Here is a 13,344-nt window from a genome sequence, read left to right as displayed (position 1 = left end):
TTATTCATCTCGATTTAATGCTGTCATCATTGCTTGTTGTGACACCATTTGATAAACTTGTTGAAGATAATCTTTAACAGTTTTCGCTTCTTCATAAGCTAATGGTATGTTTCCTAGAACATCTAATACTGTTTTATTATCTGGAGGAGGGACAATAACAACTAAAGATGGATCTAAAGATTCTTTATATTGCCAAAAGTTTTTGACATTTAATTCCTGATGTTCTTGCTTTTCTTTTCCTTTTACTTTTTGCTCTTTTTTAATTACCTGTTCACTATTTTCTGATGGAGTTTCCTGGGGATTTCTTTGTTGTTTACGGAGTTGCCTCAAGCCTTCTAAGATTTGTGTTTTGGTTCTTCCTCTCAATTGAAAAATAATAAAAGGATCTTCGCTAAATCTTTCAGCCAATTGATAATAAATTGCTCCAATATGTTTGCAAGGGTTAGCTTTATCGGGACAACTACAACGGGAATGAACATCAGATAAAGTAAAAGGGAAAACACTCAAACCATTTTCTGTAAAAACTTTTTCAATATTATCAGGCATTTTTCCTGCTAATAATTGAGCAGAAAAAATAGCTTTTTTTGATAAACTTTCAATAATAAAATTCCAATCTTCATCCGTAAAAGGATCAAGAGAAAGAGAAACTTGATAAGGATCTGGTTCTGTTCCTTGGACTTTAGATAATACCTCAGAGCCAGAAAATTCAATACTTAATACATGACCTTCTCTAGCATAATTTCTTGCTCGTTCTAACCGTTTTTTAAAGCGATAGGAATCCAATAATTCTAACCAACGAATTACCCACCATTCCTGCTGAGGTAAATTATTACCGCCTTGTGCTACATTAGCTTGTGTCATAATAAATAAACTTGATCTTAATTAACTACATTTTCGTCAGAAGAGAAATTATTTTGTAATTGTTGTGCTTCGTAAAACGTTTTCAAACTATCAGTATCTCCCACATATCTCCAGTGCCAAGGTTCATAACTAATTCCCTGGGAATTATTACGGGGAAATGACAATTCAAAACTATATTTTGCTGCATTATTTTCTAACCAGCGAAAGGCAGGGGTTTGTTCAAAATTTTCGCTTAAATTAGTAGCAGGAACTTGACCATCACCGATATCAACAGCATATCCTGTATGATGTTCGCTATACTTTGGAGGTGCGCTAACTTCAGCCCTTTCACGAGTATCCTGGTTTCGTTGACGTTTAATTTCAAAAAATAAATATTTTTGTTGTTCAACGGTTCTAAAACCCGAAATTGGATTTAAAATAATGCCACTTGCTCGCGCATCTCGCTGCATTTGTAAGAAGCTATCGGCTGCTTTTTTCCTCAGTTTAATGTTTCCGTCGTTTGTAATAGCTTTTAATTGACTGGGATCAGCTTCTTCGTAAGGTAAATGTCCTAAAATATTTTCGATTGTTTCTGGTGATGGGGTAGGAGTCGGTGATGGGGTTGGTTCAACGGATACCGTATTAGGTTGAGACAAGGAGGAAACCAACATTATAATCCCTGAAATCCCAAGAACTATTATAATCAACCCACCTAACCCAAGCATAATTAGTCTAGGGTTTACAGAAGATGATTTAGGAGACACTGGAATATCTCGTAATGCTTCAGGAATATCTTCTGTGGATCTTTGTTTTTTTTTATTGTTCATTGATCGCTAATGAATAAATCAACCCTTATTCATATTTTAGAGGGAATTTAACATTATATCGGTTTTGTTGTGCAACTTGCTGAAGAGGGTAAAGGGATGATGACAACTGGTTAGATATCAATGGACTATAGATTTAACCTATATTATAGAGAAAGTACAAATTAACGTTATATTAAATGGATGGGGGAAAATGAAACAAAAAATTCTTATTATTGAAGATGATCGAGCAACTCGAACAAACCTTTTAAAATTTTTAGAGATAGAAGGATTTTATCCCATCGAAGCAGAAGATGGTCGTCAAGGAATTGAATTAGCTCAAATTCATTTACCTGAGTTAATTATTTGTGATATTTTAATGCCTGAATTAGACGGGTATGATGTCTTAAATGAACTACAAAAAGATCCTCAAACAGCAACTATTCCTTTTATTTTTCTTACAGTTTCTAGCAATAATGAGGATCTTCGTCATGGGATGGAATTAGGAGCAGATGATTATCTCAATAAACCTGTTACTAGCGAACAGTTGCGTGCAGCGATTACTTCAAGATTGAGAAAGAAACAAGTTTTCTTGCAACGATATTCAAACCTAACTGAATCAACTGAAACCTTAGAACAAAAAATAGAAAAACTGCAAGAATTACTGCAGGCGAAAGACACGCTTTTGGAATATTTATCTCATACTATTCGTAAACCCCTCTCATTTATGGTTAGTACCCTAGATCAGTTAAAAAATTCATCCACAGAAGAAGAACGTAATATTCATATTAAAACTTTACAACAAGAATCTGCGCGTTTTTTGGCAATGGTCAATAAAATATCGGAATTACAGAGAATTTTGACCCCTGAAAATGCTCAAGTGCTGAATCAATTTAATTTTCTTGATTCTGAGTTTGAAGACTATCAAATAAAGGACAAGGTTTAGCAATACCATAGCCTTGTGCATAGTCTATATTCATTTTCTGTAATTTTTGAAGAATTTCATTACTTTCTACAAATTCAGCAATAGTTTGAATCCCCATAACGTGACCAACTCGATTAATACATTCAACCATCTCACAATCGATGGGATCTTTAAGAATATCTTTAATAAAACTGCCATCAATTTTTAAATAATCAATGGGTAAATTTTTTAAATAACCAAAAGAACTCATTCCACTGCCAAAATCATCTAAAGCAAAATGACATCCTATTTTTTTCAGTTCACGAATAAACGTGATCGCTTTACTCAAATTAGCAATGGCAGTGGTTTCTGTAATTTCAAAACAAAGGGTTTCTGGAGAGATGGGATGTTCCTTTAATTGTTGCTTGAGAAAATTAAGAAACTGCTCACTGGTTAAACTACTTCCTGAAAGATTGATAGTATATATTTCCTGTTTTTGACTGTTCGTTAGGGTGGAATAATACTTAAAAAAGTGACTCACAACCCATCGATCTAAGACTGGCATCAAATCATAGCGTTCTGCAGCCGGGATAAAGGCCATGGGAGGTACGATCTTGCCTTCCCTATCGATCATGCGTATTAATAATTCATTATGATTGTTTTGACCCTTTTTTGAGGGGTTAACGGGGATAATTTTTTGTTGATATAAACAGAAACGATTCTCTTCTAGTGCTAAGTGAATTTTTGAGATCCACTGTCTCTCTTCTCTCTGCTTTGCTACTTCATGATCGTCCGCTTGATAGATGTGTAGTCGATTTCTACCATTGTCTTTGGCTGCATAACAAGCTGCATCAGCAGCACTTAATAAACTGTTCAAATCTAAGGTATCTTCGTTAATTTCAACTAAACCAATACTTGCACCAATGGCAAAGGTTTTATCATCCCAAGTAAATCGAAAATCCTCGATCAGCTTGCGAAGTTTATCAGCAATTTGTTTACCCGCTTGAAGAGGACATTGATGAAGAAGAATACCAAATTCGTCCCCTCCTAAACGAGCAATCTTGTCACTGGTACGAACTTGATGATTGAATAATTCTGCTAATTGACGTAACAATTCATCCCCAGCAATATGACCGCAGGTATCATTAACTACTTTGAATTGATCTAAATCCAAATAACAGAGAATATGGCTATTTTGATGGGTTCGTGCCTCTAAAATAGCTCTGTCTAGTTGTTCTTCAAAGCTGCGTCGATTCATTAATTTTGTTAACCCATCATGATTGGCTTGCCAAGCAATTTTACGCGCTAATTGACGGGGTTTGGTGACATCGCGGAAGACTAAAACAGTACCAATCATTTCTTGATTGTGATTGTAGATAGGGGAAGCTGATTCATCAATGGCGTATCGACTTCCGTCGCGAGAGATGAGTAAAATATCATCGTTAACACAGATTGAAGTTTCTTGACGCAATAGTTGGCATACACAACTTTCTATCGGTTCCTCATTGAGTTCGTTAATGGTTTGAAAGATGGCTGTTACGGGTTTGCCTTTTGCTGTCTCAACAGTCCAACCAGTCAGTTTTTCAGCTACAGGATTGAGATATAAAACTTCTCCAGAAAAATTGGTGGTAATGACCCCATCTCCAATGGATTTTAAGGTAACTTGAGCTAGTTCTTTTTCACAAAAAAGAGCTTGTTCAATTTCTTTTCGTTCTGTAATATCTTGCCAAGAACCAATAATTTCTGTTGCATTTCCCATCTCGTCTCGCATTAGTTTTCGTTGATCTTGTACCCAACGATAATTACCATTGTGATCTCTTAGACGATATTGGCAAATTTGGGTTTCTTCAGCAAATAAATTAAGGAGTTGAGCGCAAACTTCCAAGATGTCTTCAGGATGAATGCAATGAGACCAAAATTTTCTATCTTTTAAAAATTCTCTAGGTTGGTAACCAAATTGCTGAATACTATTACTAATAAATGTTAAAGCAAACCCGTCCGATGCTTGACGACTGTAAATCACCACTGGACTACAGGAGAGGAGACGATGTAACTGACTTTTGGTTGATAATAAAGCTGTTTCTGAACGTTGATATTTATGGACTTCAGCCTTTAGTTTTTCGTTGATTTTAAGTAATTTGGCAATTTGATAAGATTCTGGATGTTCTAAACTGTGACGAGTGTCTTGTAAAGCGATAATAGCAGACGCAGTGGTGTGAGGAGCTTTAGACGGGGAAGTCATAGGATGTCGTGAAAAAGGAATTATTTAAACGTTTTAAACGGAGAATTGAAAGTTAATATAGCAGTTCTCTTCTGGGTTAAGTACAGACAATTGAGTTTTGATATAGAAAGTAAAAAGTAATAAATAGAGATTTTGCGTACTTTTCACGTTAGAGAAAGGCTAGATCGCGGATATAAATTATAGAGTTTGTTAAATTGATTGGGAGGTCAAGGATGATAGACACAAAAATCTTAATTAATACTTAAGATTTTCGCCTATTATTCCATGAGATTTTAAGATTCCGAGGTTAATTAAACTCAGTATTCATTTTAGAATACCCAATCTTTGATATAAAAATCATATAAAACGGGATACTACAACAGTATAAACCCTGAAGTCAAGAATTTTAAGAAAATGCTATAAAACTTTGATAAGATACCCTTTTTTAGTCCAAATTCTCTGATTGTCAATAATTGTTAATGCTTAAATGAATACGAACTTTCCCCTTAACCGACATTATAAATTTTTATGTTTTCACCTAACCCCAGAGATTCAAGCTATGTTATCTACGAATATGATTAGAGAAATTATCAAGATTGCTCCTAATCATATTGTTCCTATCTATGGTGTCTTATCATCAGTCATGGGAGTTTATCATCGTCGAGGGGAAGTTTTATGGGTGGTTGACTTGGCTTGTCTTTTTACCCTTTCCCCTTTCTTACAAGAAAGTTATCATAATCCCTATAGTATTATTGTGATGCGTCAAGATAACAAGGTGATTGGGTTAGCGGTTCGTCAAATCGGACAATTAATCAGTTATGCAGATCTTAAACCACCAGAAGTGTTGATCAAATCCATTCCTTGGGAACTTGCTTATTGCTTGAATAGCGAACATCAAGGTAAAGAAAAACAATTATTTTTGCAATTGGAAGGAGAAAAAATCTTTGATTTACTTAAGAAAAAACAACTATCCTATTAATCCTCTATTTTGAGGGAGTCAAACCAACACCAACAAATAATATTAAATAGAGAAATTTATCCATGATACAAAATCCTAAAAAACAGTCTTCAACAAAAAATACGAATATTTACACTGACAATCAAAATAATGGTTCAATTCAAACAGAGAAAGGAGAAGAGCCAATCCTGAAATCAGAATATATTGCTAAAGTTTATAAAGGTTGGCGATCGCTAGGTTTAAAAAAACAAGTGACGCTGTTAGCAATAGTGGGATCTTCTTTACCTGTTTTATTAATTAACCTAGTTAATTCAATGGCAAAAACAACACCAATCACTCTAGTATTAGAAATCGGAATGGTGTCCTTAGTCGCAGGAATAACAACAACTTTACTGATTAAACGGACTTCAAAACAGATCAAAAATTCCCTCGATACCATTAAAAAATTAGATCAAACCCAACCTGATACATTAAAAACATCAGGGGATGATTTAACTGAATTAGAAACCCGTCTTCAATATTTATCGTCTCATTGGCCTGGTGTTCCTCAAGCTCAAGAACAAACAATACAACAACAAAAATTATTAGCAACCCTCGCTTTTCGTACCCGTGAAACAGCAAGTCTTGACGTTTTATACCAAACCACTGTTGAAGAAGCTAGAAAAAATCTGAACAGCGATCGGGTCGTTATTTATAAGTTTAATCCTGATTGGACAGGAACAATGGTAGCAGAATCTGTTGCCGAAGAATTCCCCAAAGTTCTCCATGAAACCATTGGTGATCCCTGTTTTGTAGAACGTCATGCTGTTCAATATCAAAATGGTCGTATTCGAGCTATTAATGATATTTATAATGAACCCGGTTTAACGGATTGTCATATTAATCTCTTAGAAAAATATCAAGTCAAAGCTAATTTAGTGGTTCCTTTAAGGGACGATGAAAAACTTTATGGATTATTAATTGCTCATCAATGTTCTGGTATTCGAGTATGGCAAAGATCCGAGATTAATTTTCTTTCTCAATTAGCGGTTGAAGTCGAATATCATCTCAAATTTATTCATACATTACATGAAAAAGAGCGAGAAACCAAGCAAAGACAACTCTTGAGCAGTATTGCTTATCGGACTCGTCAAACCCCTAATTTAGAGTCTTTATTTAATATTGCCCTAGAAGGAGCCAGAGAGATCCTCAAAACTGATCGGGTAGTAGTTTATCAATTTAACCCAGATTGGAGTGGTACGATGGTAGCAGAATCTGTCGATGACGAATTTCCTAGTGTCCTCAGTGAAACCATTATTGATCCCTGTTTTGAAAAACGCCATGCTGCTCAATATCAAAGTGGCCGTATTCGAGCTATTAATGATATTTATACTGAACCTGGGATGACGGATTGCTATATTAACCTCTTAGAACAATATAAAGTACGGGCTAATTTAGTCGTTCCCATTCGGGGAGATGAAAAACTCTATGGATTATTGATCGCTCATCATTGTTCTGGTCCAAAACAGTGGGAAAAAGAAGATATCGATTTTCTTTCTCAATTAGCCAACGAACTTGAATATCATATCAAATTTATTCACGTTTTAACGGAAAAAGAACGAGAAACCAGACAAAGACAACTGTTTAGTAGTATTGCTTATCGTACACGCCAAATCCCTGAATTAGATGTCTTATTGAATACTGCCGTTGACGGGGCCAAAGATATTCTGCAAGCTGATCGCGTGGTTGTCTATAAGTTTAACCCTGATTGGAGTGGAACAATGATCGCCGAATCAGTCGGCGAAGAATTCCCTTCTGTTCTCAGTGAAACCATTACCGATCCTTGCTTTGAAAAACGTCATGCTATTCAATATCAAGAAGGTCGCATCCGAGCCATTAATGATATTCATAATGAACCCGGTTTAACGGATTGTCATATTAATCTCTTAGATAAATACAAAGTCAAAGCTAATCTAGTCGTTCCTTTGCGGAAAAACGAGAAACTATACGGGTTACTCATCGCCCATCATTGTGCAGAGACTCATCTCTGGGAACCTTGGGAACTCGATTTTCTCTCTCAATTAGGGACTGAAGTTGAATATTCCTTAGATTATGTCAACTTTATTAACCAACAAGAAGCAGGATCTAAAAGAGCTTGGTTTTTTGGTGAAATCGCCTTCCGTACCCGCCAATCTAGAAATTTACAGGAAATTTTCCAAACCACCGTCAAAGGAACTCGCAAAATTTTGAACAGCGATCGCGTCTTAATTTATCAGTTTCACCCCGACTGGAGTGGTACGATGGTAGCAGAATCGGTCGTTGATGGCTTTCCTCACGTTCTCGCCCAAAAAATTGACGATCCTTGTTTTCGGGGTCAGTATGTGGAAGCCTATCAAAAAGGAAGAGTCCGAGCGATCAATGATATTTATAATGAACCCGGTTTAACCGATTGTCATATTCGGACGTTAGAAAAATATGAAATCAAAGCCAATATTGTCGCCCCCCTACGCCAAAATGGGGAATTATACGGGTTACTGATTGTTCATCAATGTGCAACTACTCGGTTTTGGGAAAAAGAAGAGATTGATTTTGTCTCCCAAGTCGCCACTCAAGTAGAATATGCTCTCGATCATTTGAATTTTATTGAAAAAATACAAGAAACAGTCGGACAAGCTCGTTTATTTGGGGATATTGCTTTTCGGGCCCGACGTTCTTTGAATATGGAAGATATTCTCGTCAGTGCGGTAAAAGGGGCTAGAAAAACCCTAGAAACCGATCGGGTGTTAATTTATCGCTTTAATGAGGATGGCAGTGGTATTATGATTGCCGAATCCGTTGCCGAAGGGTTTCCCAAAGTCTTAGGACAAACGATTGACGATCCTTGTTTTCGCGGTCGCTATATTGATTGGTATCGCAATGGTCGTGTCAGAGCGATTAATGACATTTACAATGAATCGGGTTTAACAGATTGTCATATTCGTACCCTAGAACAGTACGAAGTGAAAGCCAATTTAGTTGTCCCACTCCGCAAAAATAATGAATTATTTGGTTTGATGATTGCTCATCACTGTTCTGAACCGAGAGTATGGCAAAAATCAGATATTGACTTTTTATCTGAGTTAGCCACCCAAACTGAATACGCTCTCGACCATATCACTTATATTGAACAACTCCAACAAGCTCGTCAAACGGCAGAAACGGCTTCCCAAGAACAACGAAAGCAAAAAGAAGCCATTCAACGTCAACTCGATACCTTACTTAAAGATGTGAATGGGGCGTTTAAAGGGAACTTAACCGTTCGTACTAATGTATCCAGAGGAGAAATTGGCCGAGTTGCTCTATTTATTAATAAAACCCTCGAAAATTTACAGCATTTAGTCCTAAAAGTTCAAGCTGCCTCCCAGGCAGTTACCCAAACAGCCAATCGCAGTGCTGACGATATTAAAAGCCTTGCCCAAGAAGCCCAACAAGCCTCAGCAGCTATTACAGAAGCTCTCAGCCAAAGTCAAGAGATGGCTGATTCCATTCAAAGTGTCGCTGCTAATGCTCAACAAGCCAAGTTAAAAGTTGAACAAGCTGATCAAAGCGTCAAAGAAGGGGATGAGGCAATGAATCATACTGTAGACAACATTTTAGCCATTCAAGAGACAGTAGAAGAAACGGCTGAAAAACTCAAACGGTTAGGGGAAGCATCTCAAAAGATTTCCCGTGTGGTCAGTTTAATTCGAGATTTTGCCAGTCAAACCCAAGTATTAGCTTTAAATGCTTCTATTGAAGCCAACGAATCCTCTCCAGACGGACAAGGGTTTGCGGTGGTTGCGAATGAGGTTCGTTCTCTCTCAGAACGTTCAAGCGCAGCAGCAGAAGAAATTGAGGAAATGGTTGAAGAAATTCAAACAGAAACCAAACAGGTGATTATTGCTATGGAAACCGGACAAGAACAGGTAATTGCTGGAACTCAATTAGTGGAAACCACGAGAGAAAAACTTACCTCTATTGCAACAGTTAGCGAACAAATTCGAGCATTAGTCGAAGAAATTGCCCAAGCAGCAACCGTTCAAGCCGAAACCTCTGCGTCTGTTTCGAGTACCATGCAAGCAGTAGACACCATTGCTCAAAAAACCTCAGAACGTTCTATTGAACAAGCAGACTCTTTTGAGAAATTATTGAGGGTGGCTCAAGCACTGCAAAAAAGTGTGACACAATTTAAAGTGCGGTGAATCTAAACATAACCAATTACTAATAAAACAATGGTATTAACAGCGAAAAACGTCCCCGTAAACCTTGGGTGGTTTGGAAAGAAGAGGGTAAATATGCCTCTCTAATTATTGAATAACTATTAAATCCTAAACTATTACAATGGTTTCCGACTTTCACTCCCCAGAATCATATAACTTTTTTATGCAAGAATCTCCTGAAAGATTGCAGGAGTTAGAATCTGGTTTATTAAAACTTCGTTCAGATTCTAATCTTTTAAAAATTTATGATCTCATCCGAATTGCTCATTCAATTAAAGGAGGAGCAGCTTGTATTGGTTTAACCCAAATTCAACAATTAGCTCATGAATTAGAAACAATTTTTAAGATTGTTTATGAACGTAAACCAGTCATTGATCTCGAATTAGAAGACTTACTACTCAAAGCTTATGATTGTTTACGTTTTACCTTAGAAGCAGAAATAAAGACAGGAAACCACCAAGGAGAAGTAGCGATTAAAAATATTCAAGCTATTATGTCTCAAATAGAGGCAAAAACAGAAACCCAAATGGTAACAGAAGTAAAAGAAATACTTCTTCCTGAATCTCAACAGCAAAAAGAAACAGACGTTACCCATTTTCTCTTTTCAGAAGAAGTTAAACAGGGAATTAATCGCTTAGTAACTATCTTAGAAAATCCTAATCAAACTGTCATGTTAGAAGGCTTAAAAGCCCAAATTGAAATCTTCCAAGGATTAGGTGAATTGCTCGATTTTTCAGGTTTGGTTGCGATTACCAAAACTATCCTTCAAGCCTTAAAATATCATCCTGAAGCTGTTCAAGAAATTGGTCAATTAGCTTTAGAAGAATTACGATCGGCTCAAATAACTGTTTTATCAGGTAATAATACGTCAGAAATCGCTCCATCTCAAGCTTTAATTAATCTTGCAAAATCTTCTATCAACTCTCAAATCATTAATGAAGAAAATGAGACAAAAAAAGATGAAACGATTCAGGAAAATGAGGAAATAAAACAACCGAAAAATTTTGAAGAACAGACGTTTAATTATCAAGCGATCGCTGAATCACCTGCTCCTACATTAGAAATGAGAGTTGATGTTCAATATCTCAGAAAATTGAATAATTTAGTCGAAGATTTAGTGACGCAAGATAACCGTTTTTTATTACATAATCAACAACATCAAGAGACGTTAGAAAATTTAATTCAACGTTTTTCTCGGTTTCAAGAATTAACGCGTAATTCTTATAAAGAGTTGCCGAAATCTTTAAGAACCATGATAGATGATCTCGCGCAAATTAAAGAAGGAATTCAAGATTTTGTGTTACTAAATCAAGGGTTTCAACAGATTCTTCGGCAACGGCAAAAAACCCTAAAACAAGTCCAAATAAATCTACGACAAGCCCAAATGGTATCGGTTGGACACCTGCTTAATCTTTTTCCTCGTATGGTCAGGGATCTCGGCGCACAAGAAAATAAACAAGTTCGTCTGGAATTACAAGGTACTAATACATTAGTTGACAAAGCAATTTTAGATAAACTTTATGACCCCTTAGTTCATCTCGTTCGTAATGCGTTTGATCATGGGATTGAATTTCCTTCTATTCGTCAATCTTATGGAAAAAATTCCACGGGAACAATTACAATTTTTACTTATAATCATGGTAATCATACTTATTTTGAAGTTAAAGATGATGGTCAAGGCATTGATTTCGATAAACTAAAATCGAAAATAATTGAGATGGACTTATTATCAGAAACTGAAGCAGAAAAAATATCTCAAAAACGATTATATGAGTATTTATTTTTCCCTGGGTTATCTACAGCTTCTCAAATTAGTCAATTATCAGGGAGGGGGATGGGATTATCGGCTGTTCAGCAACAAATTCAAACCTTAAAAGGAACTTTAAAGGTTACTTCTGAAGCAGGAAAAGGGACAACATTTACCCTCCGTCTACCCTTGACATTAGCTATTAGTAAATTATTAGTGTTTCAAGTCCAGGGTTCTTTATTTGCTATTGCAGAAACTCCTTTAATCTCATTAACAGTTGTTGCTCAGCGAGACCTTAAAATTCAAAATGATGATGTATTTTATCGCCATCAAGGTAAATTAATTCCTCTCTATTCTCTGTTATTCGGTAAGCTCAAAGCTCAGGAAATTATTGTTCAAAATAACTCGCAAAAATCCCTGAAAATAACCTTACTATTACTATCGGATAAAACCCAAACAATTGCTTTCAAAATTGATCAAATTGTCATGGAACAAGATTTAGTCATTAAACCGTTTAATGAAGCGATTAATGCACCTTCTTATTTGTCTGGTTGTACCATTTTAGGAGATGGTCGTTTAGTTCCAGTTATTGAAGGACAAGTTATTCTAGAACAATGGTTTCGACGTTCAGAATTTGAGGCTAGTTTTCTCGAAGAACCTTTTGATATTCATGTTTCTATCCTACCTAAAATTCTTATTATTGATGATTCTTTAACTATTCGACAAACCTTAGCAATTACTTTAGAAAAAGTAGGTTATGAAGTGTTTTTGGCAAAAGATGGATGGGAAGGAATGCTATATATAGAAAATGAATCTAATATTACAGCTGTGATTTGCGATATCGAAATGCCACGAATGAATGGATTAGAATTTTTGAGTCGTTGTCGTCAGTTAAAAGGAGATGGGTTTCCCATTATCATGCTCAGTTCTCGTAATAGTAAAGAGTCTCGTGAATTAGCAAAATCCCTAGGTGCTACAGATTATTTGACCAAACCTTATTTAGATAAAGATTTGTTAGATATCTTACAGGTTCTACAGGATAAACGTCTCTAAACAATTGCACCAATGCTTACATACTGATACAAGATATCAGTACAAAAAACTTAACAATTTATACATAGACAATAAATTTGAAGGTACTTGAACTCAAAAAAAAATTCTATTGCGGATTGCCTATCTTTAACTACCTAATTTTGTCAAAGGTACAAAAGATAAGTATTTATGCTTTTTATGATTCTTAATATACTCTCGTCTTGACTTCTGTAACATTTTATACAAAAATTAAGTTAGATTAAAAATCCCTGATATTTCTTATGAATCCATCCTTTTTACCTCCCGATGATTTACCCTGTTGGGTTCCCGGCGATCTCGAATTATGTTGGGAATTCAATGATATTGTTAGCCGTTTGTTTTATAATTCTTGTGATGAACAAACTCAAAATTTATTATCAAAATGCGGTTGGAATTTAACGACTGGTCGTGATGGGTTAACTTTAGTGTTAATTTGTCCTAAAAATGGCTTGACTTGGCAAATTCTAAAATCCTTAGAGACAGTAAGCAATCACTTACATCAACTAGGAAAACAAGCGAGAATCCGTATTTATCCCCCACCACAAAGTGGGACTCCTCTTGAAGTAATTGTCTGAGTTCATAA

General features: G+C 35.8%; 8 protein-coding genes. 5 read left to right on the top strand and 3 right to left on the bottom strand.

Annotated features, from left to right (window positions below):
- Window positions 1-861 carry an SWIM zinc finger family protein gene (locus CY0110_RS15890; RefSeq protein ID WP_008276503.1) on the bottom strand — a complete coding sequence of 287 codons (861 nt, stop codon included), beginning with the start codon at window positions 859-861 and terminating at the stop codon, window positions 1-3.
- Between the two features lie 17 nt (window positions 862-878).
- The gene (locus tag CY0110_RS15885; RefSeq protein WP_008276502.1) at window positions 879-1,667 is read right to left on the bottom strand and encodes a M15 family metallopeptidase; all 789 of its coding nucleotides are present in this window, start codon (window positions 1,665-1,667) and stop codon (window positions 879-881) included.
- A 190-nt stretch (window positions 1,668-1,857) separates the two neighbouring features.
- Between CY0110_RS15885 and CY0110_RS15880 the strand changes: the two genes are divergently transcribed.
- Entirely contained in the window at window positions 1,858-2,589 is a 732-nt protein-coding gene (locus tag CY0110_RS15880) for an ATP-binding response regulator (protein ID WP_008276501.1), read from the top strand.
- On the opposite strand, the gene CY0110_RS15875 is transcribed toward CY0110_RS15880, so the two are convergent.
- Window positions 2,537-4,789: an EAL domain-containing protein gene (locus tag CY0110_RS15875; protein ID WP_008276500.1), complete on the bottom strand. Its 2,253-nt coding sequence runs from the start codon at window positions 4,787-4,789 to the stop codon at window positions 2,537-2,539. The genes CY0110_RS15880 and CY0110_RS15875 overlap by 53 nt on opposite strands.
- Window positions 4,790-5,255: 466 nt before the next feature.
- Here CY0110_RS15875 and CY0110_RS27995 point away from each other — a divergent pair, with 466 nt between their 5' ends.
- The 4 genes from CY0110_RS27995 (at window position 5,256) to CY0110_RS15855 (ending at window position 13,336) form a co-directional block, all read left to right on the top strand.
- Window positions 5,256-5,747, top strand: coding sequence for a chemotaxis protein CheW (locus tag CY0110_RS27995; protein ID WP_008276499.1), 492 nt, complete (start codon window positions 5,256-5,258; stop codon window positions 5,745-5,747).
- A gap of 62 nt (window positions 5,748-5,809) precedes the next feature.
- Window positions 5,810-9,925 (top strand): GAF domain-containing protein, encoded by a 4,116-nt coding sequence (locus CY0110_RS15865; RefSeq protein WP_008276498.1) that lies wholly within the window; start codon window positions 5,810-5,812, stop codon window positions 9,923-9,925.
- 181 nt (window positions 9,926-10,106) lie between these two features.
- Window positions 10,107-12,743 (top strand): hybrid sensor histidine kinase/response regulator, encoded by a 2,637-nt coding sequence (locus tag CY0110_RS15860; RefSeq protein ID WP_008276497.1) that lies wholly within the window; start codon window positions 10,107-10,109, stop codon window positions 12,741-12,743.
- A gap of 260 nt (window positions 12,744-13,003) precedes the next feature.
- On the top strand, window positions 13,004-13,336 hold the full coding sequence (locus CY0110_RS15855; RefSeq protein ID WP_008276496.1) for a hypothetical protein: 333 nt from the start codon (window positions 13,004-13,006) through the stop codon (window positions 13,334-13,336).
- Window positions 13,337-13,344: the final 8 nt, after the last annotated feature.

This window comes from Crocosphaera chwakensis CCY0110 (assembly GCF_000169335.1).
Taxonomy (GTDB): Bacteria; Cyanobacteriota; Cyanobacteriia; order Cyanobacteriales; family Microcystaceae; genus Crocosphaera; species Crocosphaera chwakensis.
Note: the sequence above shows the minus strand (reverse complement) of the source record. Positions and strands in the feature narration are given on the sequence as shown.